General features: G+C 75.9%; 17 protein-coding genes. All 17 read left to right on the forward strand.

The window, feature by feature from the left end; all coding sequences use genetic code 11:
• From ACN265_RS14815 to ACN265_RS14895, 17 genes are read left to right on the forward strand one after another with little or no spacing between them, the layout of a single operon-like run.
• Positions 1 to 519, forward strand: coding sequence for a phage tail protein (locus ACN265_RS14815; protein ID WP_204924330.1), 519 nt, complete (start codon positions 1 to 3; stop codon positions 517 to 519).
• A complete protein-coding gene (locus ACN265_RS14820; protein ID WP_421408159.1) occupies positions 516 to 1,229 on the forward strand; it encodes a hypothetical protein in 714 nt (237 codons plus the stop codon). Before ACN265_RS14815 ends, ACN265_RS14820 begins: the two co-directional genes overlap by 4 nt.
• Complete coding sequence (locus ACN265_RS14825) at positions 1,226 to 2,056, forward strand: hypothetical protein (RefSeq protein WP_421408161.1); 831 nt, start codon at positions 1,226 to 1,228, stop codon at positions 2,054 to 2,056. The genes ACN265_RS14820 and ACN265_RS14825 overlap by 4 nt, the downstream gene beginning before the upstream one ends.
• Positions 2,053 to 3,339, forward strand: a complete 1,287-nt coding sequence (locus ACN265_RS14830) for a DUF4255 domain-containing protein (RefSeq protein WP_420115874.1) — start codon at positions 2,053 to 2,055, stop codon at positions 3,337 to 3,339. Before ACN265_RS14825 ends, ACN265_RS14830 begins: the two co-directional genes overlap by 4 nt.
• Entirely contained in the window at positions 3,339 to 5,183 is a 1,845-nt protein-coding gene (locus tag ACN265_RS14835) for an ATP-binding protein (RefSeq protein ID WP_421408164.1), read from the forward strand. The genes ACN265_RS14830 and ACN265_RS14835 overlap by 1 nt, the downstream gene beginning before the upstream one ends.
• Complete coding sequence (locus ACN265_RS14840; protein WP_421408165.1) at positions 5,180 to 5,422, forward strand: hypothetical protein; 243 nt, start codon at positions 5,180 to 5,182, stop codon at positions 5,420 to 5,422. Before ACN265_RS14835 ends, ACN265_RS14840 begins: the two co-directional genes overlap by 4 nt.
• On the forward strand, positions 5,419 to 12,942 hold the full coding sequence (locus tag ACN265_RS14845) for an eCIS core domain-containing protein (RefSeq protein WP_421408167.1): 7,524 nt from the start codon (positions 5,419 to 5,421) through the stop codon (positions 12,940 to 12,942). Before ACN265_RS14840 ends, ACN265_RS14845 begins: the two co-directional genes overlap by 4 nt.
• Entirely contained in the window at positions 12,939 to 13,583 is a 645-nt protein-coding gene (locus ACN265_RS14850) for a hypothetical protein (RefSeq protein ID WP_088645885.1), read from the forward strand. The genes ACN265_RS14845 and ACN265_RS14850 overlap by 4 nt, the downstream gene beginning before the upstream one ends.
• Positions 13,580 to 13,999, forward strand: coding sequence for a hypothetical protein (locus ACN265_RS14855; RefSeq protein ID WP_204924337.1), 420 nt, complete (start codon positions 13,580 to 13,582; stop codon positions 13,997 to 13,999). The genes ACN265_RS14850 and ACN265_RS14855 overlap by 4 nt, the downstream gene beginning before the upstream one ends.
• A complete protein-coding gene (locus ACN265_RS14860; protein ID WP_421408172.1) occupies positions 13,992 to 15,143 on the forward strand; it encodes a hypothetical protein in 1,152 nt (383 codons plus the stop codon). The genes ACN265_RS14855 and ACN265_RS14860 overlap by 8 nt, the downstream gene beginning before the upstream one ends.
• Positions 15,140 to 15,646, forward strand: coding sequence for a phage baseplate assembly protein V (locus ACN265_RS14865; RefSeq protein WP_067303923.1), 507 nt, complete (start codon positions 15,140 to 15,142; stop codon positions 15,644 to 15,646). Before ACN265_RS14860 ends, ACN265_RS14865 begins: the two co-directional genes overlap by 4 nt.
• Positions 15,646 to 15,990: a hypothetical protein gene (locus tag ACN265_RS14870; RefSeq protein WP_204924339.1), complete on the forward strand. Its 345-nt coding sequence runs from the start codon at positions 15,646 to 15,648 to the stop codon at positions 15,988 to 15,990. The genes ACN265_RS14865 and ACN265_RS14870 overlap by 1 nt, the downstream gene beginning before the upstream one ends.
• On the forward strand, positions 15,987 to 16,349 hold the full coding sequence (locus tag ACN265_RS14875) for a GPW/gp25 family protein (protein ID WP_421408175.1): 363 nt from the start codon (positions 15,987 to 15,989) through the stop codon (positions 16,347 to 16,349). Before ACN265_RS14870 ends, ACN265_RS14875 begins: the two co-directional genes overlap by 4 nt.
• Positions 16,346 to 18,724 (forward strand): baseplate J/gp47 family protein, encoded by a 2,379-nt coding sequence (locus ACN265_RS14880; protein WP_421408177.1) that lies wholly within the window; start codon positions 16,346 to 16,348, stop codon positions 18,722 to 18,724. Before ACN265_RS14875 ends, ACN265_RS14880 begins: the two co-directional genes overlap by 4 nt.
• Entirely contained in the window at positions 18,721 to 21,177 is a 2,457-nt protein-coding gene (locus tag ACN265_RS14885; RefSeq protein WP_421408179.1) for a putative baseplate assembly protein, read from the forward strand. Before ACN265_RS14880 ends, ACN265_RS14885 begins: the two co-directional genes overlap by 4 nt.
• Entirely contained in the window at positions 21,174 to 23,297 is a 2,124-nt protein-coding gene (locus ACN265_RS14890; RefSeq protein WP_421408181.1) for a hypothetical protein, read from the forward strand. The genes ACN265_RS14885 and ACN265_RS14890 overlap by 4 nt, the downstream gene beginning before the upstream one ends.
• Entirely contained in the window at positions 23,294 to 26,725 is a 3,432-nt protein-coding gene (locus tag ACN265_RS14895) for a DUF6519 domain-containing protein (protein WP_421408184.1), read from the forward strand. Before ACN265_RS14890 ends, ACN265_RS14895 begins: the two co-directional genes overlap by 4 nt.
• Positions 26,726 to 26,744 lie beyond the last annotated feature (19 nt).

Genomic DNA, 26,744 nt, shown 5'->3' on the forward strand with positions numbered 1-26,744 from the left:
ATGGTGCAGTTCGCGGTCAACCCGACGCGCTTCGACCCGTACAAGAACTTCAAGTTCCGGGTGAAGTGGGACGGCCGCTACGTGGCCGGGGTCAGCAAGGTCAGCGCGTTGAAGCGCACCACCGAGGTGGTCAAGCACCGCGACGGCGGCAACCCGTCGACCAGTCACAAGTCGCCGGGGCGGACCGAGTTCGAGGCGGTCACCCTGGAACGGGGGCTGACCCACGACGCCGAGTTCGCCCAGTGGGCGGGCCGGATCTGGGCGCTGCACGCCGGGGCCGGCGCGGAGGTGTCCCTGGCCGACTTCCGCCGGGACATCACCATCGAGCTGCTCAACGAGGCCGGGCAGGTCGCCCAGTCGTACCGGCTGTTCCGCTGCTGGGTGTCGGAGTACCAGGCGCTGCCGGAGCTGGACGCCAACGCCAACGCGGTGGCGATCGAGCACCTCAAGCTGGAGAACGAGGGCTGGGAGCGCGACGAGGCGGTCACCGAACCGGCCGAACCCCGGCTCGGGTCGTGACCGTCGCGGGCCCGCCGTCGACCGAGGTGGCGCTGGTCCACGCCTGGGACGACGCGCTCGGTCAGCCCGCGCCGCGCCGGGGGTTGCTGCTGCTCGGCCAGCCCGACGCCGACCGGCTGCCGGTGGGCGAGGTGACGGCGCTGCTGCTCGCCACGGCCGGCGGCTGGACGGGCGGCCGGGTGGCGACCACGGTGGACTGTCCGGCCTGCCCCGAACAGCTGGAGGTGACCCTCACCGTCGCCGACCTGCTGGCCGCCGCGCCACAGCGGGCCGACCGGGCCGCCGGCCCGTTCACCCTGCACTGGCGGGGGCACCGGCTCACCCTGCGGCTGCCCACCCCCGCCGACCTGGCCGGAGCGGCACGGGCCGGCGACGCGGCGGCGGCCGAGCGGTCGCTGCTCGACGCCTGCCTGCTCGACGCCGACCCACCGCTGACCGACCCGTCCGTCGCGCTGCCGGCGGTGTCCGCCGCGATGGCCGAGCGTGACCCGCTCGGCGTCGTCGCGGTAGCCCTGACCTGTCCGGGCTGCGGCGGCGACACCGAGGCGCTGCTGGACGTGCCGGCCTGGGCGTGGCACGCCGCCGACGTCCGGGTGCGTCGGCTGCTCGACGAGGTTCACCGGCTGGCCCGTGCGTACGGCTGGTCCGAGGCGGAGGTGCTGGCGCTGGGTCCGCACCGCCGGGCGGCGTACCTGGAGCGGGTCCCGTGAGCGGCTACCTGGCCGCGCTGGCCGCCCTGGCCGTCGGGACCGCGCCGCGGCTGCGCCCCCGCCCCCTCGGCCGGTTCGAGCCACAGGAGCCGGAACCGGACGGTTTCCCGGCCGACGAGGCACAGTGGCCGGCCACCCCGCCGCCCGCCCGGCCGGCCGACCCGCTGCCGTCGCCGGAGTCGCCGGCACCGCTGCCGCCGTCGCCGGGCACGCCGTCGGTCGTTGAGCCTGCCCCGGCCGTCGCGGTGGCGACGCCGCCCGCGCCGCCGGCCGGGGCACCGGTCCCCTGGTCGCCCCGACCGCTGCCTCCGCCCGGTGCCCGCGCCCCGGCGGTGACCGGGTCCAGCCGGCCGGTGCTGGTTCCGGCGCTGGCGGACGCGCCCCGACCGGACGCGCCCGTACCCCCGCCGGTGAACCGGGACGCACCGCCCCGACCGCCGGTCACCGCGACCACGCCGACCGCGCCGGCCGGGGCACCGGCGCTCCGCCGGGACGACCCGGACGATCCGCCGCCCCGGCCGGCCGCCCCGACGCCCACCGAGCCGGCCCCGGTCGCCGCACCGGCCCCCACCGCACCGGTGGCACGCGTCGCGCCGACCGTTCCGCCCGCCCACCGCGCACCGCCCACCCGGGCCGACGCGCGGGCACCGGAGCCGGTCGCCGTGCACGTGCACATCGGCCGGATCGAGGTCCGCCTCACCCCGCAGCGGAATCCGGCGACGCCCCCAACGGTCACCGCCCCGCCACTCACCCCGGCACCCGCCGTCGCCCCGGGCCCGGCGCCGGAACTGGAGTCGTACCTGCGCGGAGCGGGGGTGACGCGATGAGCACCGGGTACGCCCTCGCCGCCGTCACCGCCGTGCTGCGCGGGCAGTTGATGGCGTACCTGCGGGCCACCGGCGCGTCGTCGGCGGTCGGCGGGGTGTCGGTCTCCGCCGGCCCACCCGACCGGGTGACCGTCGGCAACCAGGAGGGCAACCAGGTCAACCTGTTCCTGAGCCGGGTGACCCGCAATCCCACCTGGGCCAACCTGGGGCCGCCGCCGCGCAGCACCGGTGGGGACGACGTCGCCGCGCCGCCGCTCGGTGTCGACCTGCACTACGTGGCCAGCGTCTACGGTCACGACCCGTTGACCGGGGAGATCCTGCTCGGGCACCTGCTGGCGATGCTGCACGAGACGCCGGTGCTGACCCGGGCGGCGATCCGCCGCTCGCTCGCCCCCGACCCGCCGGACCCGACGCTGCCCGCCCCGGTGGCCGACTCCCGCCTCGCCGAGCAGCTTGAGCAGTTACGGGTGAGCGTCACCAACAGCCCCGGCGGGGAGGAGAGCTTCCGGCTCTGGTCGGCGTTCAGCGCGCCGTACCGCAGCAGTGTCTTCTTCGACGTGTCGGTGGTGCTGATCGACCCGCTGCGCGGCGCGCGGGAGCCGCTGCCGGTCCGCGCGGTCAGCGCCGGCACGATCGACGTCGACGGCCCCGAGGTCGACCAGGTACGCGCCGACGGGCCGACCGGCACCCCGGTCACGGCCGGTGCGACCCTGGTGGTGACCGGCCGCAACCTCGCCGGGCCGGACGTACGGGTGCGGATCGGGGCGGCTTCGGCCAGCCCCGCCACCGTCACCGCCGGTGAGCTGCGGCTGCCGCTGACCGCGTTCGACCGGCCCGTCGCGGCCGGTATCCGGGGTCTGGTCGTCACCCACGCGGTGGCGCTGGGTGACCCGCCCACGCCCCGGCCGGCGATCAGCTCCGACGCGGTGCCGGTCACCTACCGGCCGACGATCACCGTCGCCCCCGCCGACGTGGTGGTCGAGTCCAGCCGCACGGTCGACGGGGTGCTGTTGCGCACCGGCACGGTCACCGTCGACGTCGTCCCCGGGGTCGAGACCGGCCAGCAGGTCACCCTCGGGCTGACCGGGGCGGGTGGCACGGTGCTCGCCGCGCCCGCCGGCAACGGGGTGCCGCCCGGCGGGGAGCGCACCGGGCGGATCGGTTTCGCCTTCCGCGACCTGCCGGCCGGCACGTACCTGGCCCGGTTGCGGGTCGACGGGGTGGACAGTCCGCTGCACGCCGACCCGACCGGCCGGTACGACGGCCCGGCCGTGGTGCTGTGATGCCCGCCCCACGCCCGGCCGCCCGCTGGCCCGCCCCGCCCCCGGTCACCGCCGGCGGCGACGGGCTGGCCGGCGAACTGGACCGCATCCGCCTGCTACTCAAGGGGGAACCGGCGGCCGACGCCCCGCCCGGCGGCTCCCCGCTGGACCGGATCGGCACCGGGTTCGGGCTGACCGGCTTCGAACGTGACGTGCTGGCCGCCACGGTCGCCGGTGAGCTGGGCCTGCTGGACCGGCCACCCACGTTCGCCTGGTGCCTGGACGCCCTGCCCGGCGGGCACTGGGACGCCCTCGCCGCCGACCGTCCACTGCGCGCGGCCCGGCTGGTGGAGCTGGCCGAGGGCCCCCTGCCGCACGCCCCGCTGCGGGTCGACGAGCGGGTCCTGCACGAGCTGCACGGCGTCGGCCGGCTCGACGAACGGCTCCGGCCCTACCTGGTGGCGCTACCCCCGCCGCCGGCCATCCTGCCGGCCAGCCGCCGTCGGGCCGTACGGCAGCTCTGCGCCACCTGGCAGGCCGGGCGACGCCCGCTGCGGGTGTGCGGGCCCGACCACGACGACCGGCTCGACGTGGTGGCGGCGGCCTGCACGACGGTGGGCCGGACCGGGCACCGGGTGGCCGCCGCCGAGCTGCCCCGGGCGGTGACCGACCGGGACGCCTTCGCCCGGCTGTGGAACCGGGAGGTGGTGCTCGCCGACCCGGTGCTGGTCGTCGAGCTGACCGGCGACGAACCACCGGACACGAGCGCCGCCGTGTCGCAGCTGCTGGCCCGGCTCGTCGGTGACGTGGTGGTCAGCACGCCCCGCGCGGTCGCCCTCGACGGGGTGACCCCGGGGCCGACGGTGGACCGGCCGACCCGGGACGAGCAGCGGGCGCTGTGGCGGGACCTGCTGCCCGGCCCCGCCGCGTCGGCCGCCGCCGGGCTGGCCCGGGAGTTCGACCTGGGGCACCGGGACATCCTCGACTCCGCTACCCCCGCCGCCGGGTCGGGCGACGACCCGGTCACCCGGGCCCGGGAACTGGTCCGTGGGCGGGTCCGCCGCGACCTGGACGGGTTGGCCGAGCGGATCGACGTGCGGGCCGGTTGGGACGACCTGGTGCTGCCCGCGCCCGCCCTGGCCCAGTTGCGGCAGTTGGCGGCCGCCGCGGCAGGTCGGGCGCTGCTGGTCGAGCAGGGTTTCGCCGGCCGGACCGGTCGGGGCCTCGGGGTGGGCGCGTTGTTCGCCGGGCCCAGCGGCACCGGCAAGACCCTCGCCGCCGAGGTGGTCGCCGGGGTACTCGGGTTGGACCTGCACCGGGTGGACCTGGCGACCGTGGTGAGCAAGTGGATCGGGGAGACCGAGAAGCAGCTGCGGCGGATCTTCGACGCCGCCGAACGGGGTGGCACGGTGTTGCTGTTCGACGAGGCCGACGCGCTGTTCGGCCGCCGTTCCGAGGTGCGTGACAGCCACGACCGGTACGCCAACATCGAGGTGTCGTACCTGCTGCAACGGATGGAGCGGTACCGGGGCGTGGCGGTGCTGACCACGAACATGCGCACCGCCATCGATCCGGCTTTCCTGCGCCGGCTGCGGGTGGTGGTGCCGTTCGGGCACCCGGGTCCCGCCGAGCGGGCCGGGCTGTGGCGGCGGGCCTTCCCGCCCGGGGTCGCCACCGCCGACCTGGACCTGCCCCGGCTGGCCGAACTGGACCTCACCGGCGGGGACATCCACACCGTCGCGCTGCGCGCCGCGCTGGTCGCCGCCGGGGAGGGCACCCCGGTCGGGATGCGGCACGTGCTCGACGCGGTCGCCGCCGAGTACGCCAAGCACGACCGGCCGGCCGATCCGGGGCTGTGGTCGTGAACGCCGAGGTCACGACCGTCGAGGTCGACATCCGCCGGCTGGTCGTCACCGGCGTCGACGGGCCGGTCGACGCAACCCTGGCGGCCGAGGTGGGTGCCCGGCTGACCCGGCTGCTGGCGCAGCGGGGGCTGCCGTCGACAGTGACCCCGGTGACCGATGCGCCGGCCACCGCCGACCTGCCGACCGCGCTGGCCGAGGCGATCTGGGTCCGGCTGCGCCTGCCCGGGTGGCCACGGTGACCGCCCCGGGCCCGGCCGCGCAGCGGGCGCCGCTCCCGGCGACGGAACCCGTCGCGGCACGTGACGACGCCCTCGCCACGCTGACCAGGGACCTGGTCGACAGGTACGCCCCGGCGCTGGGGCTGCGCCCCGACGCGGTGCGGGTACGCCTCGGCGGGGACGGTCGCCGGGCCGCCAACCATGGCGCGCGCGGGCTGCTGGCCGACCAGGTGGTGCACCTGGCCCCGGGTTTCGACCCGTCCCGGGCCGCCGGGCGGGCCCTGCTCGTGCACGAGCTGGGGCACCTGGCGCAGGCGGGCGGCACGACGGCGGACCCGGGACGGCAGGTGGCCGACCCGGAGGCCGAGGCGCGGGCGCTGGCCGACGCGGCGGCGGCCGGGCGGGCCCTGTGGCGGCCGGTGGCGTGGCTGCCGGCCGGGGCGGTCGCCGCCGACACCGGTGCCGTGGCCACCCCGTCGCGCCCGGCCACCCCGCCGGCCCCCGACCGCGCGCCGGCCGAGGAGGCCACGACCGGGCCGCTGGAGGCGGAGCTGGGCGCTCTGGTGGACCGCCGGTACCGGGCGGAACGGGCCCGGATGATCGACCTGCTCGACGGGCTGTGGGTCTCCGGCGACGACGTGCGGGGCTGCCTGCGCATCCTGGACACCCTGCCGTTCGTGGTCGCCCGCAGCCTGGTGCACAGCCTGCCCGCGCCCCGGCGCACCGACCTGGCCGGCAACCTCGACGACGACCACCACCGCGCCTACCCCCGGGCCGCGCTGGCCGCCCTCGGCGGGCAGACCCCCTACCTGCTGCGGGTGCTGGAAGCCGACAACGTGCACGGGTTGGACACCGACGGGCTCGACCCGGTGCGGCGGCGCACCGCCCTGAACGTGCTGCGGGCCCTGCGGACCAGTGTGTTGCGGGAGCTGCTGGCCGGTGACCGCAAGACGCAGTTCCGGGCGTTGCTGGCCGAGCGGCCCCCGTCGGGCAACGACGCCGACGCCCTGCGCGAGCAGGTCACCGCGCTGGGCGGGGCGTCGGCCGACGACGACCGGCTCGACCGGGACACCGACCTGGCCACCCGGCTGCGTCGGGTGCAACGGCTGATCGACGACCGCCGGGCCGACGAGGCGCTGCGTCAGCTCGCCGACCTGGCCCCCGCCGCACCCACCGCCGGCACCCCGGCCACCGCCGCGCCGGCCGCCGCCGGGCCGCCCGAGCCGGGGCCCCGGCTGCGGTACGTGGTCCGCCAGCTCGACGACGGCGGCCACCTCGACACCCTGCTCGACCAGGTGCCGTGGGAGGAGAAGCGGGTCGACGCGCCGCTCGGCCCCCGGCTGCTGGTCGTCCTCGCCGCCCGTGCCGAGCACCGGAACCTGGCCCGGGTGGAGGGTCTGCTGTCGTACGGGCTGTTCGACTGGGCGATCCGCGACCACGAGGCCCGCTTTGCGTACCTGCTGCTGCGCAGCCTGCCGCTGGCCGCCCAGGACCGGTGGCGGCAGCTCGACCGGGGCAGCTGGTTCGACCGGTTGGAGGAGAACATCCCCGCCGCCGACGTGCTCGGCGGCAGCTACACCGGCGTCGGCACCCTCGCCGAACCGCTGCAGCGGCGGCGGCGCAGCGCCGGGCAGGTCGACGCCGACCGGCTCGTCGCCGACATCCACCGGATCGTGCAGGGCGGCCTGGACGGGGTGAACGCCGTCGAGCTGGTCCGCCGGCTGATCGGCTACGACCGGCCGACCGGCGCGACCGCCGGTCCGGATGCCCGGGGGCGGGAGGCGCTGCGGACCGCCGTGCACCGGTTGGACGCCCTGCGCGACCTGGACCGCATCCTCGCCGCGTTGCCGGACGCGTACCTGACCCACGAGATGTGGCGGGCCGAGCTGCTCGACCTGCTCGCCCTGCGCGACCCGGCGCACCTGCAACGGCAGGCCCGCGGCCTGCTCGCGATCGGGCTGACCGACTGGGCGGTGAACCCCCGGGAGGCGTGGCTGGCCTTCCAGCTGGTGCGCAGCCTGCCGGTGGCCGACCAGACCCGGCTGGCCGCCGAGGACCCGGACCGGTGGGCCCGGATGCAGTCCGGGATGACCCCGCAGATGCGCGCCTCGCTCGCCGTCACCGCGATCGCCGGTCCGCGCCGCGTCGAGGCCCGCGACCAGCTGCGGGACCGGCTGCGTGACGACCGGCTGTGGCGGGCCGGGCGGGTCACCGAGCTACGGTCGTTGATCATCCAGGCGTACGCGTTGGACGACCGGCGGTGGGTGTTCCTGCGTTCCCGGGAGGTCCGCGCGGACCTGCTGCCCGCCCTGGCGACGCTGGTGGCGGAGCTGCGGCTGTACCACGCGACCCGGCGGCCCACGTTCGATCCGGAGTCGCTGCGCACCGACGGCACGCCGACGGTGGTGGGTGACCTGGCCCGGTTGGTCGCGGTGGGGCTGAAGCTGCTGTTCCTCAGCCGCACCGGGCTGAGTCTGTTCACCGACGAGGTCACCGTCGACGAGTTCGACCTGCACGACGCCCAGTGGATCAGCGGCGACCTGGGGGGTGCCCGGCTGCGCGACAGCGACCGGGAACGCGCCAACCGGCTGTCGCTGTCGGTGGACGCCCGGCAGGGGGTGCTGCGGGTCCGGCTGCCCCGGCTGGAACTCGACGGGGTGAACCGCACCTTCACCGGCAGTTCGCTGCGGACGGGCCGGATCACCCTGACCGATCTGGACATCGTCGCCTCGTTCTCCGACCGGGGCTACGAGCGGCCGGTCGGCGCGCAGGCGGGGATGGGCGCGTTGAGCGTCTCCGACGTGGTGTACGCCAGCGACGGGCTGCCCGGCGGGCTGCTCGGCCTGACCCGGTTCGGGCTGTCCACGCTGGCCTTTCGGGCCGGGGCGACCGGGCAGGAGGACGTGACCGAGCCGGGCCGGCACGGCTGGGTCGGCATCCCGATCATCGATCCGCTGATCCACCTGCTGCACAACGTCATCTCGTTCTACGGCGGGCTGCCGTTCCTGTCCAAGATCAGCGACGCGTTGCTGGCCCCGTACACGGCCGGAGCGCCGTTCCTCGCCCAGCAGTTCACCTCGCTGACCGCCGGGGAGATCTTCACCCCGTTGGCCAACGCGACGATCGGACTGCTCACCGACGGGGTGTTCCGTCCACCACGGACGGTCGGCGAACGGGTCACCGACGCGGTGGAGATGATGCACTCGCTGCGGGTCAGCTTCTCCAGCGCCACCGCCGAGGGGCTCTCCTTCGCCGGCCTGCAACAGGTCGGCCGGATCGAGGTCGGCCGTACGCTGATCGGGGTGGCCACCAGCCTGCCGGCCCGGCTGCGCGCCGAGCAGGAGTCGCTGCGGCTGCGCCGCGAGACCGCCACCGGATCGCAACGCGCCGCCCTGGACGAGCGGCTGCGCGCCGTCGACAGCCAGCTCACCGCGCTGGAGCCGGCCGAGCGGGAACTGGACCGGTTGGAGTCCCGGCACCGCTGGCACGCCGAGTCGCTGTCCGAGGCCGAACGTCGCCGGCTGGTGGAACTGTCCGACCAGCTCCGCCAGTCCGTCGGCGGGGCGATCGACGTCGGCGGCATCCGGGTCACCGGGCTGACCGGTCGGGTCGAGGCCGCCGGGGTGGAGATCGACCCGATCCACGCCGAGGCGTCCCTGCCGTCGCGCGCCGGGGAGTACCTGCCCGACGACGAACTGATCACCAGGTTCCGCCGCGACCGTGTTCCCGCCGACGCGGCGACGACGGCCCGGGGCAGCACCGGGTCGGCCACCGTCGCCGGGGTACGGCTGCTGCCCGGCCCGGCCGGCGCACCGGCGCTGCGGCTGGCCGCCGGGGATCTGCCCACCCGCGCCGACGTCACCGCCCAGCTCGCCGCACTGCCCGACGAGCCCCGCTGGGCGGACCGACGGGCGGAGCTGACCCGTTGGCTGGCCGACCTGGACCGGTTGCGGGAGTTGGAGTCGCTGGCCGCCGAGCCGGTCGACCCGGCCGGCCGCCCCCAGCCCGGGCACCGCACCCGGGCCCAGGAGCAGGAGCTTCAGCTGCTGCGGGAACGGGCCCGGCGGTACTTCGGCATCACCGCCGGCGGGCTGAGCGTCGGCGGGCTCGACGTCACCCTGGACCCGGCCACCCTCGGGGTGCAGGTGCGGCTGGCCGAGCTGACCGCCACCGACGTCCGCGCCGGGGCCACCGCCGTGGAGCGGCTGACGGCGTCCCGGCTGCGGGTACGCGCCGACCTCGACACCGTCGGCGGCGGTGCGCTCCCCGCCGAGCTGGCCGGCCCGGCCGCCGCCGCGGGGTTGCCGGTCGGCCGGACCGCCGTCGGTTTCGGCGTGGGTGAACTGGCGGTGACCGGGGTCTCCGGGCCGGGCGTGCAGGCGCAGCGGATCGCGTTCACCGCACCGGCCCGCGCCGACGGCACACCCGGCGAGGCGATCCACGGCCGGGTGCTGCCCGACGGCGACGACCTGCGCCTGCCCGACCTGGTGGTGGAGCAGACCGAGCTGACCGGGCTGGCGTGGAACTCCCCCGGCCGCAGCGTCTACGCCCGGGGCAGCACCCGGATCGGCCGGATGAGCCTCGACGTGCGGGTCCGCACCGGCGCGACCGCCGCCGGGCGGCAGGTCCGTGGCGCGCTGGTGCGCAACCTGGTCATCGACCGGATCGACGCCGACCGGATCGGAATGGACGTCACCGACCCGGCGCCGGGCATGAGCGTCGAGGTGGTCTCCGGCGCGCTGATCGGGGTGCGGCTGCGCGACCTCGACGTGGACCTCACCGGCGAGGAGCTGACCTACTCCGGGCGGTTGACCGTCGGTCAGCTCGACCGGCTCCGGTTCGCCGTGATCTCCCGTGCGGTGCAGGGCGGCCCGACCACGATCACCGGCACCGTGGGTGGCCGGCCGACCGGCCCGGACGCCGCCACGGTCACCGTGGACCTGATCCAGGCCGGGCCGCACCGGGTCGACCCGGTGACCGGCCGGATCCTCAGCGACCCCACCGACAGCCAACGCATCCAACTCGATGGCCTCACCCTTACCGACACCACCCTGCGGACCCCGGACGGCGCGGTCACCGTACGCCGGGCGGGCCTCGGTGGCCGGCTGGTCACCGAACGGGCCGGCGGGCTGCGGTTCGAGGACGTCGGTCCGGCCCGCATCGAGCTGGGCGCGATCGACTGGCGGGCCGGCGACGGGCGGATCGTCTCCCGGGGGCCGACCGTGCTGGACGGGCTGACCGCCAGCGGTCGCTGGGACAGCACGCCGGAGCAGCGCGACGCCGCCGGTCGGGTCGTCCCGGCCGCCGCCGCGCTGCACCTGGAGCGGCTGCACATCGCCCGGATCACCGGGCGGGACCTGCGCTACCGCGACGGGGTGCTCGACGTCGGCCTCGGCCGGCCCGAACCGGTCCCGGCCGGGGAACCGGACCGGCCGCCGTTGGAGATCCTCGACGTGGACCTGCGCGGCCTGCGCTGGTCGACGGCGGCGGGGGTGACCGCCGGACGGCTCACCACCGGGGTGACCCGGGTGGAGATCGCCGGCCGGATCGACGCCGCGCTGCACGTCGACGGCGCGTTGTGGGCCGCCCAGCTCACCCTCGCCTTCGGTCGCGGCGGCCGGATCCAGGCCCGGGTGGTCGGCGGTGAGGCTCAGCTCGGCGTCGGCCCCCGGCCGGGCGAACACGACCAGCACGTCAGCATCCAGGGGCTGGACACCGGGGTGGTCAGCGTCGGCCCGGACCACATCGAGATCGGCCCGGACGGCCAGCCGGGCCTGAACCTGGCCACCATCTCGGTGGACGCGCTGAACTGGCAGGGCGCGGCGCTCGGCCTGCGGATCCCGTCGGGCGCGGGGGCGATCACCCTGCTCGGCATCAGCGCGCGGGTCCGGGTCGACCTGTGGCCGGCGGGCACCCCGGGCGGCCGGTTCCGCCGGTTGCTGCTGCGCGAGCTGGTGGTGCAGCAGACCCGGGCCAGCGGGCTGCTGGTCGACCTGCACGACGGCACCACCATCCGGCTCAACCCGGACATCGAGGCGGTGCTCGGGGAGCTGCGGCTGGTGCCGGCAGCCGGGCAGGACGGCTTCCTGGTGGAGGCGACCCGCACGGCGGAGGGGATGCGGATCCTCGGCGGCCTGCGGATCGGGGCCATCGAGGCGGCCCGGGTCGGCTTCGACATCGGCACGTTCCTGTCCGGCGGCACGGCCGACTTCACCGCCGGCGGGCTCAGCGTCGACTTCCTCGACCACGGTGGCCTGCGGCTCAACCTGGCGCAGCCCACGCTGACCGCGATCAGCGCCCAGGTCACCGCCGACCCGCGCCGGCAACTGCTGTTCCTCGGCGCACCGACCGGCCGCCCCGAGTACGGGCTGCGGTTCACCTCGATCGGCTACGAGCAGGACCCGGCCGGTCCGGACGGCACGGCGGCCCCCGGCCGGCGGATCGCCGTACGCGGCGGTGAGGTGACCGGGCTGAGTTTCACCGACAGCGGGCTCGGGTTGTACGTCTTCGTCGAGCAGGGGCTGCTCGGCGACCTCACCCACGACCTGACCAGCGGCTCGGGTGAGCTGCCGTCGTTGGACATCCGCAACGCCCGGTTCGTGCTGGACCTGGCCACCATGCTGGGCGGCGGCTCCCCGATCCCGGCCCCGCCGCCGGCCCGGACCACCAGCGCGCAGCGCCGGGCCGCCCTGGCCGGCAAGTGGGACGCGCTGGTGCGGGTGCTGGACACCTACCGCATCGGCGAGGTGCTGGACAGCCTCAACGGGCACATCGACTTCGACGTCACCCACGACGGATTCCTGTGGGGTGAGCGGAGCTGGGAGGTGCGGCTGGCGTTGCGCGACGGGGCGGTCGACTACCGCAGGCTCACCGGCGCGCTGCCGTGGTGGACCCCGGGCCGGTTCATCGTCGAGGGCGACGACCTGGTCTACCGGGTGCACCTGCCCAGCTTCGGGGCGGAGGGCGCTCCCCCGCCGGACAACAACGTCGACCTCCTGCGGTGGCAGCTCGACACCGGCGAGGTCAGCCAGGCCCGCACCGAGCACCTGGTGCGGCTCAACCGGCTGCTGCGACCGACCGCCGCCTCCCGCGACGACCTGCTGCACACCGTCGCCGACGTGCAGAGCGACGAACCGTCGACCGGCCCGCCCGGCAGGTTGGCGATCGGCAACGTCGACGTGGACCTGTCGGTCAACAACCCCCGGGAGATCACCCTGCCGTTGGGCGGCGGCAACGAGATCGTGCTGGCCCCCGACGCGCTGGTGCACCTCGCCGTCGGCGGTGGGGTACGGCGGGCCGGCGGTGGGGGCGGCCTGCCGGGCCGGCTGCGGCCGGTGTCGTTGCAGAGCGCCACGGTGGCCCGGGTGAACCTGCTCTTCGACGGGCTCGGCCTGTCCACCGGGCAGATCCGGATCACCGAGCTGGCCGACTGCACCGTCGACTTCAGCGGGTTGGACCCGCTGCTGATGCAGGGCCGGATCACCCGGGCCGTGGCGGAGCGGATCCGCTGGCGGCGTCCCACCTCTGGAGGCACCCCGTGACCAGTCCCCTCAGCCCCCGACTGCTGCGCGCCGGCCTGGTCGTGCTCGACCCGGACAGCGGACGCAGCCGCCGGGTGATCACCCTGCAGTACAACCCGGACGCGCTGACCCGCGGTTTCCAGCTCAAGACGGCCGGGGCCGAGGGTGGGGCCCGGGGCGAGGCGCTGCGGATCACCGGCCCGCCGGTGCAGACGCTCACCCTGGAGGCCGACCTCGACGCCGCCGACCAGCTCACCGACCCGCAGACGGTGGAGCTGGGGCTGACCGCGCAACTGGCCGCCCTGGAGTCGCTGGCCTACCCCAGCCTGGCCGCCGTGCAGGACGCGGCGGCGCTGCTGGCCGCCGGAACCCTGGAGGTGGTGCCGCCGCCGGCGCCACTGGTGCTGCTGGCCTTCGGACGACGCCGGCTCTGGCCGGTACGGATCACCGAGTTGACCATCACCGAGGAGGCGTTCGACCCGATGCTGAACCCGATCCGCGCCAAGATCCGGCTGGGTCTGCGGGTGCTGACCGTCAACGACGTGGGCACCGACGGCCGGGCCGGCGGCCTGGCCATGGCCGCCCACCAGCAGCTCGAACAGCTCGCCGGTCGGGCGCGCGGCGGGCGGCTGGCCGACCTCGGCATCGACCGGCTGCCATGAGCGACCCGACCGACACCGACCCGGCCCTGGTTGCCGCGCAGAGCCGGGTCGCGGAGACCCTCTTCGCCGCCACCGGCGCCACCGGCGGCCAGCCGACGCCCGGGGCGCTCGCGCCGGACAGCCGGTACGCCGCCGTGGGCACCACGGTCACCGTCGACCCGGAGACCGGCGAGGAGATCGTGCACCTGCGTCGCCGGTTCGTGCCGCCCGCCGAGCGGCTCGCCACCGCCGGCTGGGAACCGGTCGCCGACGGCGACCGGGTCGACCTGCTGGCCGCCCGTACGGTCGGCGACCCCACCGCGTTCTGGCAGCTCTGCGACGCCAACGGGGTGTTCGACCCGACGGAGCTGATCCGCCCCGGCCAGGTGGTCCGGGTGGCCCTGCCCGAGGGGTTCCCGGGGAGCCTCGATGCCTAGCGGGGTGCGGTTGCAGGTGCTGATCGGGCCGCTGACCTTCCGGCCGGCCCCGATGGAGCTGGTGGCGGCGGTGCAGGAGGCGCAGGTCACCCAGAACGCCGGGCAGCGCTCGGGCTTCCAGCTGCGTCTCGCCCTGGGCCGGGGGTCGCCGGTGGAGCGGATGCTCGCCGACGGCAGCCTGGACCCGCCGACCCGGGTGCTGCTGGTGCTGCACCTCGACGGGCGGCCGCAGGTGCTCTCCGACGGGGTGGTGACCCGGCACGACGTGGCCCGCAGCAACGACGCGGGCGCGTCGACGCTCACCCTCACCGGGGTGGACGTCAGCCAGATGATGGACCTGATCGACCTGTCGGACCTGCCGATGCCGATGCCGGCGGAGGCCCGGGTGCTGACCCTGCTCGCCCCGTTCGCCGCGTACGGGGTGGTGCCGATGGTGGTGCCCAGCGTGCTGGTGTTCGCGCCGAACCCGGTGCAGCGCATCCCGGCGGTACGTGGCACCACCTTCGCGTACGTGTCGCAGCTCGCCGACGAGGTGGGTTACACGTTCTACCTGGAGCCGGGGCCGACCCCGGGGATGAACACCGCGTACTGGGGGCCGGAGGTGCGGGCCGGTCAGCCCCAGCCGGCGTTGACGGTCAACGCCGACGCGGGTTCCAACGTGGAGTCGTTGTCGTTCTCCTTCGACGGGGTGCAGAAGACCGTCTACCTGCTCACCGCGTTCCCCGAGCAGGTACGGGTGCCGATTCCGCTGCCGGTGCCGGACGTCAGCCCGCTCAACCCGCCGCTGGGCCGCAAGATCCCGATCCCGCTGTCGTACCGGCGGATGAACGTCGGGCGCTCCAACCCCGACGGCACCGACGACGCCACCGCCCGGATGGACGTCGTGCAGACCCTCGCCCGGGGCCTGGCCCGGGCCGCTCAGTCGGCGAACGTGATCAGCGGGTCCGGCTCGCTTGACGTGCTGCGTTACGGCCGGCTGCTGCGCTGCCGGCGGCTGGTCGGGGTGCGCGGGGCGGGCCGCGCCTACGACGGCGAGTACGTGGTGCGCAGCGTGACCACCACGGTCAGGGCGGGCGAGGTCAAACAGCGGTTCACCCTCGGCCGCAACGCCCAGGTCTCCACCTCCGGAAGGGCACAGCCATGACGACGAGGTACTACGGCAAGTATCGCGGCACGGTGGTCAACCACCTCGATCCGTTGCAGCAGGGCCGCATCCAGGTGACCGTCCCGGACGTCACGCTCCCACCGTCGAGCTGGGCGATGCCCTGCTTCCCGCTCGCCGGCATCCAGGCGGGCATGTTCGCCGTGCCGTTGCCGGGCACCGGGGTGTGGGTGGAGTTCGAGCAGGGCGACGCCGACCATCCGATCTGGACGGGCTGCTGGTACGGCTCGAAGGCGGAGATCCCGGCGCTGGTGTCGTCGGCCCCGCCGCCCACCCCGCCGATCGTGTTGCAGACCCCCGGCCAGGCCACCCTGATGATCTCCGACGCTCCGGGCCCGACCGGTGGAATCCTGCTCAAGACGCTGACCGGGGCGATGATCTCGATCAACGACACCGGGATCATCATCTCCAACGGCAAGGGCGCCTCGATCACCCTGGTCGGCCCGACGGTGGCGGTCAACCAGACCGCGTTGACGGTGACCTGATGCCCGGCCCTCTGCTGCACGTCGGGGCGGTGCTGACCTGCCCGCACACCGGCCCGGTCACCCCGCAGACCGGCAACGCGCGGGTGCTGGTCGGCGGCCTGCCGGTGGTCACCGCCACCGACGCGTACCCGGTCACCGGGTGCACCTTCCAGGTGCCGGTGGGCGCGGGCACCAAGCCGCAGCCCTGCGTCCAGCTCCAGTGGACCACCCCGGCGGCCCGGGTGCTGGTCAACGGGCAGCCGCCGGTGCTCGGCACCAGCGTCGGGCTCGGGGTCAGCGCGGAGGGCGTACCGCAGGGGCCGCCGACGGTGGCCGGCGTGCAGGTCCGGGCGGTGGCGTCATGACCTACCCGGCGTTTCCGTGGCGGCCGGACAACCGGGGCCGCTCCGGCCTGGCCGGCCCGGACCGGCACGTCGCCGACCTGGTGGAGGCGGTGCTGTTCACCGCGCCCGGGGAGCGGGTGAACCGGCCCGACTTCGGCGCCGGCCTCGGCCAGTTGCTGTTCGCCCCGGTCGACGACGCGGTGGTGGGCACGGCCGAGTTGCAGGCCCGCAGCGCGTTGCAGCGGTGGCTCGGTGAGCTGATCGAGGTCGACGACGTCCGGGTCGACCTGGCCGGGGCGGCGGTGCGGGTGCACGTCGCCTACCGGCTGCGGGCCACCGGCCGACCGGCGCAGGTGTCGGTGGAGAGGGGTGCGGGATGAGCGTGCGGTGCGACGACGACGAGCGGCGGGCCGAGGTGGCCCGGCCGGGCAGCGCGTTCAACGGCATCGACTGGGTCGAGGTGGACGCCGCCGACCAGCGGCTGCTGCACGTGGGTTTCCTGCACCCGCTGCCCGGCCAGACCGGCGGGGTGCCCGCCGGTGCGCCGCTGGCCGTCGGCAACGTGGTGGTCGACGGCGGGGTCCGGATCACCGGCGTACGGGTGCTCAGCGTCGCCGCCGCCGGGGCGGAGCTGACCGTCCGGGTGGACCGGGCCGGTGACTTCTCCCCGTACACCCTGCGGTTGGTGCGCTCGGCGGTGGACGACCGGGTGCCGCCCGGCTTCGACCCGGTGCTGTCGGCGCAGGATTTCTCGTTCAAGGCCAACTGCCCCAGCGACCTGGACCCGGCGCCGACCGCCCCGCCGGTGCCGCCGCCACCGGCGACCACCGCGCCGGCCGACTACCTGGCCAAGGACTACGCCGGGTTCCGGCGGCTGATGCTCGACCGGCTCGCCGCCCTGCCCGGCGGCGCCGACCGGCACCCGGCCGACCCGCTGGTCACGGTGGTGGAGGCGCTGGCCCACGTGGCCGACCGGCTGTCCTACCGGCAGGACGCCGCCGGCACCGAGGCATACCTGGGCACCGCCCGCAGCCGGATCTCGGTACGCCGGCACGCCCGGCTGCTGGACTACGCGGTGCACGACGGCTGCGCGGCCCGCGCCTGGCTCAGCGTGCGGGTGGCCGCCGGGTCGGACGTGGAGAGCCGGGGACTGCCCGCCGGGACCCCGGTGCTGGCCGCCGACCGGGCCACCCCGGCGGTACGCCCCGCCGACGCGACGGCGCTGCTGGCCGGCGGCGCGACCGGGTTCGAGACGCTGACCCCGCTCGCCCCCCGGGCCGCCCGCAACGAGATCGCCCTGTACGTGTGGGGCGGTCGGGACTGCGGCCTGCCCGCCGGGGCGACCCGGGCCACCCTGGTCGACCTGCCCGCCACCGGCCTGGCCCCAGGTGACCTGCTGCTGCTGGAGGAGGTGCTCTCCCCGCGGACCGGGCGACGTGCCGACGCCGACCCCACCCACCGGCAGGTGGTCCGGCTGGTGTCGGTACGCCCCACCACCGACCCGGTGACCGGGGTGGCCGTGCTGGAGGTGGGGTGGAGCGCCGCCGACCGGCTGGCCTTCCCGCTGACCGTCACCGCCTCCGTCGCCGGCACGGGCACCGACCACCTGGTGACCTGTGCGGTGGCCCGCGCCAACCTGGTGGCCGTCCAGCACGCCAGCGCGGTGTCCGGGCAGCTTCCGCCGGCCGCCGAGCACCGGTGGCGGCCGGTGCTGACCGACGAGCCGGTCGCCGCGGCGGTGCCGTTCACCACCGACACCCCGGCCAGCCAGGCCCTCGACCAGGACCCGCGCGCCGCGGTGCCGCTGATCCGGTTGGAGACCACCGAGGGCAGTTGGCGGCCCCGCCGGGACCTGCTCAACGCCGACCGCTTCGATCAGGGTTTCGTCCCGGAACGCGAGCGCGACGGCCGGGTGAGCCTGCGCTTCGGCGACGACGTGTCGGGGCGACGACCACCGGCCGGCACGGTCTTCCAGGTCGCCTGGTGGCGCGGCGGCGGCGCGGCCGGCAACCTCGGCCACGACGCGCTGACCACCCTGGTCACCGACCGGGTCGGGCTGCTCGCCGCGACCAACCCGCTGCCCGCCGTCGGCGGCACCGACCCGGAGGACGTCGAACACGCCCGGCAGCACGCCCCGGTCGCCTTCGCCACCCAGGAACGGGCGGTCACCACCGCCGACTGGGTGGCGGCGGCGCGACGGCTGCCCGAGGTGGCCAACGCCACCGCCCGGGTCCGCTGGACCGGCTCCTGGTGGACGGTCTTTCTCACCCTCGACCTGACCGGCGGGCAGCGGCTGGCCGACGAGCCGGAACTGGCCCGCCGGCTGGCCGGGCGGCTCGACCGGTTCCGGGTCGCCGGGTACGACCTGCAACTACGAGACCCGGTGGACCTGCCGGTGGAGCTGCGGCTGTGGGTGTGCGTCACCGGCGGCGCGTTCCGCTCGGACGTGCGCCGGGCCCTGCTGGACCTCTTCTCGGCCCGCGACCTGCCGGGTGGGGGGCGCGGCTTCTTCCACCCCGACCGGTTCAGCTTCGGTACCCCGCTCTACGTCAGCCAGCTGCTGGCCGCCGCGGTCGGTGTCCCCGGGGTCACCGACGTGCGGGTGACCGAGCTGCACCCGGTGGGGGTGGCCGCCGGCGGGGAACTGGACGCCCGGGTGCTGCGGGCCGGCGACACCGAGGTGATCCGCCTCGACAACGATCCCAGCGTGCCGGAGCACGGCATCCTGCACCTCGACCTGGTGGGTGGACTGTGACGTCACGAGTGGGCCGGGAACCCAATCCGCCCGGCCGGGCCGCCATCGGGTACCGGCTGGGCCGGCAGGCGGACTTCGCCGCCGAACTGGTCGACCGGCTCTCCGGCCGGCCGGAGCTGGCCGGGCTGACCACCCGGGAGGTCGACGACCCGGCGGTGGCGCTGCTGCACGCCTGGGCGACCACCCTGGACGTGCTCGCCTTCTACCAGGAGCGGATCGCCAACGAGGGTTTCCTCGGCACCGCCACCGAACGCGGTTCGGTGCTGATGCTGGCCCGCGCGATCGGCTACGAGCTGCGCCCCGGGGTGGCCGCGACGACGTGGCTGTCGTTCACCGTCACCGCCACCCCCGGCGCCCCGCAGGGGGTGCCGATCCCGGTGGGCAGCCAGGCACAGAGCGTGCCCGGCCCCGGCGAGCTGCCGCAGGTCTTCGAGACGGTGGCCCCGCTGCTGGCCCGCCCGGAGCTGAACGCGGTGGGGCTGCGGGTCACCGCGCCCCGCGCACCGCGCCCCGGTGACGACACCCTGCACCTGGCCGGCGTCGACACGGTGCTCACCCCGGGCACCGCGCTGCTGGTGCTCGGCCCCGACTGGTACGACGTGCGCCGGGTGCGCTCGGCCACCCCGGTGCTGCCGGCGGTGGTGGCCGCGTCCGACGGCGGCGCGGTGGTGCCGGCGTACACGGTGGTCGGGTTGGACGCGACGGTGGCCGCCCAGCCGCTCGGCACGGAGCTGCGCCAGTCGGGCCGGGAGGTGCAGGTGCACCTGCTGACTCAGCGGGCGGCGCTCTTCGGCTACCAGGCGCAGCCGTGGTCGGCGCTGCCGGTGGCGCTACGGGTCGGCGAGCTGAACCCGGGCACCAACCAGGTGCTGCCGGGCGCGTACGCGACCCGCAAGGACAGCTGGGTCGACGCCGCGCTGGGCAAGGACGAGCGGACGCTGCACCTGGACCAGTCGTACCCGTCGGTCGTGGCCGGGTCGTGGCTGGTGCTGGAGACCGCCGGGGTGGCGCAGGTGCGTCGGGTCGACGCGGTGGCGGAGCTGCCGGTCGCCGACTTCGGCATCGCCGCCCGCACCACCCGGGTCACCGTGGCCGGCGGCGACTCGAACACGTTCACCCGGCGTAGCACCACCGTGCTCGGCGGCAGCCGGCTGCTCCCGACGGCCGCTCCGCCGCTGACCGCCCCGCTGGCCGCGACCGCGACCCTGGAGCTGGCCCGGCCGACGCCCGGACTGGAGCCGGGCCGGCCGCTGGTGCTCACCGGCGTCGACCCGGACGGCGGGCCGGTCGGCGAGGTGGTGACGGTGCTGCGGGTGCGGGACGCGACCACGGTGGACCTGACCGCGAACGTGACCCGCCGCTACCGGCGCGACAGCGTCCGGGTGCTGGGCAACGTGACACCGGCGACCCACGGTGAGAGCCGGGCCGAGGTGCTGGGTAGTGGCGACGCGCGGCAGGCGTTCCCCCGGTTCACGCTGCGGCACGCGCCGCTGACCCACGTGCCGGCGGCGACCGCGAGCGGCTCCCGCACCACCCTCGCGGTCTGGGTCGACGGGGTGCGCTGGCAGGAGGTGCCGGCGCTGCTCGGGCAGGCCCCCACCGCCCGGGTCTACACCGTGCGGCGGGCCGACGACGGCACCGTCACGGTCACCTTCGGCGACGGCCTGACCGGGGCGCGGCTGCCCACCGGGCGGGACAACGTGGTGGCCACCTACCGCAGCGGCGTCGGGCGGTCGGCCGACCTCGCGCCGGGCCGGTTGACGATCCCGCTGTCCCGCCCGCTGGGTCTTATGGAGGTGGGCAACCCTGTGCCGGCCGCCGGGGCCGACGACCCGGAAGGGGTGGACCGGGCCCGCCGCAACGCGCCGCTGGCGGTCCGCACCCTGGGGCGGGTCGTCTCACTGGCCGACCACGCCGACTTCGCCCGCGCCTTCGCCGGGATCGGCAAGGCCCGCGCGGACCTGGTCTGGGACGACGCCCGGCAACTCGTCCTGCTCACCGTCGCCGGCCCGGACGGGGCGGAGATCCCACCGGACGCGGCGGTCCGCGCCGACCTGCTGCGGGCGCTGGACGCCGCCCGCCAGGCGGCGGTGCCGGTACGCATCCTCGGCCACCACCGCCGCCGGGTGGCGGTGACCGCCCGGCTGCTGCTGACCCCCGGGTACCGGTTCGCGGCGGTCTCGGCCGCCGCCCGCGCGGCGCTGGTCGCCGGGTTGAGCTTCGACGCCCGCGACTACGCCCAGCCGGTGCGCGCCAGCGAGGTGCAGGCGCTGCTGCACCGGGTGCCGGGCGTCGCGGCGGTCGTGCTGGAGCTGCTGTACGACGCCGGGCAGTCGCCGGCCCGCCTCGACGTGATCACCGCAGCGCCGGCCCGCCGGGTCGGTGACGTGCTGCTGCCCGCCGATCTGCTCACCGTGGACGCCGGTGACGTCACCCTGCTGGAGGCATCGTGAGGGTCGAGGAGATCTGGGACCTGCTGCCGGCCGCCCTGCGCAGCCGGGACGAGGCGGCCGGCGGGATGCTGCGCGCCCTGGTGGAGGTGCTGGCCACCCAGGCCGCCGCGCTCGACACCGACATCGACCAGCTCACCGACGACTGGTTCGTGGAGACCTGCGCCGAGTGGGTGGTGCCCTATCTCGGTGAGCTGGTGGGGGCGGGTCAGCTGCATCCGCTGGCCGACGGCGGCGGGTTGTCCGACCGGGCCCGGGTGGCCGACACGATCCGGTTCCGCCGGCGCAAGGGCACCGCCGCCGCCCTGGAGGAGCTGACCCGGGCCAACACCGGTTGGAGCGCCGCCGTCGTCGAGTTCTTCGAACGGTTGGTCGCCACCCAGCACGTCAACCACGTCCGCGACGCGCCGGCCACCGCGTCGATCCGGGCCGCCGCGCCGTTGGAGCTGGTCGGCGGGCCGTTCGAGACGGTCTGCCGGACGGTGGACGTGCGGGCGATGGACACCGGGACCGGCCGCCCCAACATCGGGCACATCGGCCTGTACGTGTGGCCGTTGCCGTCGTACCGGCTGGACCGGGCGACGGCCGCGCCGGTCGTGACGCCGCCTGACGGCCGGTGGTGGATCGACCCGGTGGGGGTGGGCCGGCAGTTGACCGGGCCGACGGTGACCGAGCCGGACATCGACCACCGGGCCGACGAGGCGAACGTGCCCGGTCCGCTGCGCCGCCGGCCGTTGCGCGACGAGTTGGCGGCGCTGGCGTCGGACAGCCCGCCGTCGGCGGAGCAGCGGCGCTGGTTCCGCGACGACGACCCGTCGTTCGTGGTGTGGATCCAGCCCACCCCGGCCGACGAGCTGCGCCCGGTGCCGCTGGACCTGCTGCGGATCTGCGACCTGGCCGGCTGGGAGCTGCCGACCGGCAGCGGGGTGCGGGTCGACCCGGTGCGCGGCCGGATCACCGTCGCCGCCGGCCGGCCGGTGCACCGTCTCGCGGTCTCCTGGTGGTACGCGTTCAGCGCCGACGTCGGCGCCGGCCCGTACCCGCGCCGGGGTGACCTGGGGGCGGCGGACGGGCCGGTGGACTGGCAGCTCGCGGTGAGCGTGACGGAGCCGCCGCGGGCCGGGGAGGTCGTCGCCTCGCTGGGCGAGGCGGTGACCGCCTGGCACGACTTCCAGGCCGCACACCCGGGCGGCACCGGCCGGATCGTGGTGCTGGACAGCCACCGCTACCGGGAGAACCTGTCGGTGCGGGTGGGGCAGGGCAGCCGGTTGAGCGTGCTGGCCGCGCAGTGGCCCCGGCCGCCGCACCGGCCCCGCCGGCAGACCGACCTCGACCCGGTCGGGGTGCGGCCCTGCCTGCTGGGCACGCTGGCGGCCACCGGGGTCGGCGTCGGGGACCGCCCGGGTGAGCTGGTCGTCGACGGGCTGCTGGTCGCCGGGACGGTGACCGTCACCGCGCCCGACGGGGGTGGGCCGGGCCTGGGCCTGGTCGAGCTGCGGCACTGCACCCTCGGGCCGACGGCGACCGGGTTGACGGTCACCGCCGGCAACGACCGGACCCGGGTGGTGGTGCACCGCTGCGTGACGGGGGCGCTGGCCACCACCGACGGACCGCTGACCGTCACCGACTCGCTGGTGCACGGCACGGTGGCCGCCGGCGACGCGGCGGCGGAGCTGACCGGGGTGACGGTGTTGGGTACCACCACGGCGCGGGTGCTGACCGCCACGGACTGCCTGTTCGACCAGCCGGTGACGGTGGCCCGCCGGCAGCAGGGGTACGTCCGGTTCAGCTATCTGCGGCCCGGCTCGGTCACCCCGCGCCGCTACCGCTGCCAGCCGGACCTCGCCCAGCAGTCCCGCCCCGACGACCCGGACGTGGCCACCCGGGTCGGTCCGGCGTGGGCGAGCACCCGCTACGGCGACGCCACCTACGGCCGGCTGGCCGCCACCGCCGCCGTGGAGCTGCGTACCGGTGCGGAGTCCGGGGCCGAGCTGGGGGCGTTCCGGCGTGCCCTGACCCCGCAACGTCTGCACAACCTCACCCTCGCGCTGGCGGAGTACCTGCCGCTGGGGCGGGTGGCCGCTGCCCTGCCCGTCCTGCCGACCGGAGGAACCACACCATGAAGGGCGACATCAGCCGCGTCACGTTCGACCAGCGGCGGCACGCGACGAGCGTCCGCAAGCAGCAGGGCCGGGTCGACCTGGACGCGGACTGGAACGAACAGCAGGACATCCAGGCGCACCTGCGGGCCACCGCGCTGACCGACGTGGTCGGCGCGGCGGGCGCGCCGGTGGTCGGCGGGGCGTTCGGGTTGACCGGCGGGGCCGACCTGAAGCTGTCGGCCGGCCGCTACTACCTCGACGGGGTGCTCTGCGAGAACGACACCCCGCTGTCCGTGTTCGCCCAGCCGGACCTGCCGGCGGGCGGGCCGTTCGTCCGTAGGCTCGACGGCACCTGGCTGGCCGGCGGCGCCCCGGTGCCGCCGGGGGTCTACGCGGCGTGGCTGCAGGTGTGGTCGCAGCACGTGACGGCGATCGAGGACCCGGCGCTGCGGGAGGTCGCCCTCGGCGGGCCGGACACCACCACCCGGCTGCGGACCGTGTGGCAGGTGCGGCTGTTGCAGGCCGGGCCGCCGAACACCCCGGTCGGCTGCGCGGACACCCCACCCGGTTGGGCGGAGCTGACCGCCGCCTCGACCGGCACCCTCGCCGTCCGCGCCGACCCGACGGGCAGCTCCGGCGGTGACTGCGTGATCCCGACCGGGTCGCCGTACACCGGGTTGGACAACCAGTTCTACCGGGTGGAGATCCTCACCGGCGGGACGCCCGGCACGGCCGGTTACGTCTGGTCGCGGGACAACGCCGCCACGGTGGCGACGTGGGAGAGCATCGACGTCGACGTGCTGACCGTGAAGGTCCCGGGCCGCGACGGCAGCGCCGGCTTCACCAACGGCTCCTGGGTGGAGCTGACCGACGACGGCCGGGAGCAGAACGCCCTGCCGGGCACGCTCGTCCAGGTCGACCGGGTGGAGGGGGACCGGATCGTGATCCGGCCGGGCACCGCCACCGGCAGCCTCGACCGGGCCGACTTCCCGTCCCGGCCCCGGGTGCGCCGCTGGGACGGCCGGGGCACCGTGCCGGCCGGGGGCGTCGAGGTGGACCTGGAACTCGGTATCAAGATCCGGTTCTCGGCGGCGGGCACCTTCCGCACCGGCGACTGGTGGTCGTTCCCCGCCCGCTCGGCGGTGCACGACGTGCAGTGGCCCCGGGTCGGCACCACCCCCGTCGCGCAGACCCCGCACGGGCCGCGCCGGGCGCACGGCCGGATCGGCGTCGTGAGCTGGGACGGCAGCCAGTGGAGCGTGCTGCGCGACTGCCGGCCGGTGTTCGCCCCGTTGACCGGGCAGGCCACGCTGAGCCTGCTCGGCGGGGACGGCCAGGAGGCGGTGCCGGTGCCGGGCAACCCGGCGACCCTGGTGCCGTTGGGGCACGACCTGGTCACCGGGGTGGCCATGGGTGGCCAGCCGGTCGCGAAGGCCCGGGTCCGGTTCACCGTCACCGGTGGGGCGGGCCGGCTCACCGCCGGGGCGGTCACCGCCAGCACCGTCACCGTGGAGACCGGCACCGACGGGCGGGCCCGCTGCGCCTGGCAGCTCGACTCCGCCGCCGCCACCCAGGAGGTCACCGCCCAGCTCCTCGACGAGGCCGGCCAGCCGGTCCACCTGCCGGTGACGTTCACCGGCGCGTTGTCCCGCGCCGACCGGGTGTCGTACGACCCGACCGGGCGGCCGTCGCTGGCCGGGGCGACCACCGTGCAGGCCGCCATCAACCAGCTCGCCGCGTCCGCCACCAGCGGCTGGGCGACGATCACCATCCGGCCCGGCATCGACTGGGTGCAGGCGCTCACCACGCTGCCCGCCGGGGACGTGCTGATCTGCTTCGCCCCCGGCCTCTACACCAGCACCGTGCCGGTCACCTTCACCGGCCGGGCCAACATCCGGGTGCTGGGCAGCGGGCCGGCCAGCCGCATCCGGGTGCAGGGGCAGGAGTACGCGCTGATGTTCGTCAACTGCGGCACCGTGTCGGTGTCGCACCTGGCGGTGGAGACCCCCGGCCCGGCTGCCGCCGAGGGGCGGCTCGGCCCGGTGTCGGCCGTCAACTGCGCCGAGGTGACGATCGAGCACTGCCAGCTCACCGGGGTGGCCGGCGCGTCGCCGCAGAGCACCTGCCTGACCGTCCGCAACGACCAGGGCACCCCACCGGGGAAGGTCCGGGTGCTCGACTCGGATTTCCTCATCGGCCACGGCCAGCAGGGGGTGCTGCTGGTGAACCCGGACCACGCGGTGGTCACCCGGTGTCGGTTCTCCTGCCCGCCCCGGCCGGCCTCGTTGACCCTGGCCGAACTGGTCAAGGACGAGAAGTTCCGCAGCCAGCTCGCCACCCAGCTGGTGGGCCGGCTCGCCCTGGACCGCGACGACCGGTTGGAGGCGGGTGAGTGGAACACCGTGATCCGGGTCGGCCGGTGGGGCGTGCGGATGAACTCGATGGTTCCGCAGAGCGAGTGGAAGACCCTGTCCACCCTGCGTCCGCCGAACGCCGAGGATCAGCGCACCGCCGAGGCCGCCGAGGCGTACGTGCTGCGGCTGGCGGACGTGGCCACCGAGGACCCGGCCCAGCTGCCCTCGTACCGGCGGCAGCTCACCTCGCTCAAGGGGCGGCTCGGGCAGAACGCCGGGCGGATCTTCGACACCGACGAGGGTCGCAAGACGCTGCGGGACTACCTGGTCGGTGAGGGGATCGAGGTGCGGGAGGCCGACGACATCGCCCGCGACCGGCGGGAGGTGGCGTTGCCGGTGCCGGGGGCGAGCCTGCGCTTCGACTCGGCGTTGAGCCAGGGCGCCTGGGAGGCGGCGGTGGCGGCGTCGCCGCCGTCGCGTCCGGTGCAGACCCCGTCGGCGGCGGCCAGGCACCTGCGCAGCGTCGCCGACCGGATCCTGCTGGAGCCGGCCTTCGGCGAGAAGTACGCCGGCGGGTACCGGCGGGACCTGACCGCCGCGGCGGAGGTGTCGGTGGGGGCCTGCGCGGTGGTGATCGGCGGCGGCACGGCGGTCGGTGACGTCGAGGTCTCCGACTGCCGCATCGACCAGGTCGCCGAGGGGGTCCACATCGGGGTGTCCTACCACAAGGGACCGCCGATCCAGGGCCGCACCATCCGGGTGACCGGCAACGACATCCACCTCTACCAGGCGTGGTGGCGTGGTTCGGGCACCATCCGGGGTATCAAGATCGGCAGCATCCGGCACGTGTTCGTCTCGGACAACCGGATCTCGGTGACCGCCGGGGCGGGCGTCGGCATCTGGGCCTTCGCGGCCGGCGGGCCGATCATGGCGATCCGCGACAACCTGGTGCAGAACTGCGAGCCGGCGATCCTGTGCAACCCGTCCTGGTCGGGGGCGCCGGCGAAGCGGCTGTGGTCGGTCACCGACAACGTCTCGTCGAACGGCTCCATCCAGGTGGCCGGGGGTGCACGCAGCTCCGGCAACGTCAGTTGAGCTGTCGCAAGCACGACTG

This window comes from Micromonospora sp. WMMD730 (assembly GCF_049178955.1).
Taxonomy (GTDB): Bacteria; Actinomycetota; Actinomycetes; order Mycobacteriales; family Micromonosporaceae; genus Micromonospora; species Micromonospora wenchangensis.

Excerpts from the sequence above, each read along its gene's own strand:
- ACN265_RS14855 (WP_204924337.1), top strand. The coding sequence starts at position 13,580 with ATGAGCGACCCGACCGACACCGACCCGGCCCTGGTTGCCGCGCAGAGC.
- ACN265_RS14860 (WP_421408172.1), top strand. The coding sequence starts at position 13,992 with ATGCCTAGCGGGGTGCGGTTGCAGGTGCTGATCGGGCCGCTGACCTTC.
- ACN265_RS14830 (WP_420115874.1), top strand. The coding sequence starts at position 2,053 with ATGAGCACCGGGTACGCCCTCGCCGCCGTCACCGCCGTGCTGCGCGGG.
- ACN265_RS14870 (WP_204924339.1), top strand. The coding sequence starts at position 15,646 with ATGCCCGGCCCTCTGCTGCACGTCGGGGCGGTGCTGACCTGCCCGCAC.
- ACN265_RS14865 (WP_067303923.1), top strand. The coding sequence starts at position 15,140 with ATGACGACGAGGTACTACGGCAAGTATCGCGGCACGGTGGTCAACCAC.
- ACN265_RS14835 (WP_421408164.1), top strand. The coding sequence starts at position 3,339 with ATGCCCGCCCCACGCCCGGCCGCCCGCTGGCCCGCCCCGCCCCCGGTC.
- ACN265_RS14875 (WP_421408175.1), top strand. The coding sequence starts at position 15,987 with ATGACCTACCCGGCGTTTCCGTGGCGGCCGGACAACCGGGGCCGCTCC.
- ACN265_RS14880 (WP_421408177.1), top strand. The coding sequence starts at position 16,346 with ATGAGCGTGCGGTGCGACGACGACGAGCGGCGGGCCGAGGTGGCCCGG.
- ACN265_RS14815 (WP_204924330.1), top strand. The coding sequence starts at position 1 with ATGGTGCAGTTCGCGGTCAACCCGACGCGCTTCGACCCGTACAAGAAC.
- ACN265_RS14895 (WP_421408184.1), top strand. The coding sequence starts at position 23,294 with ATGAAGGGCGACATCAGCCGCGTCACGTTCGACCAGCGGCGGCACGCG.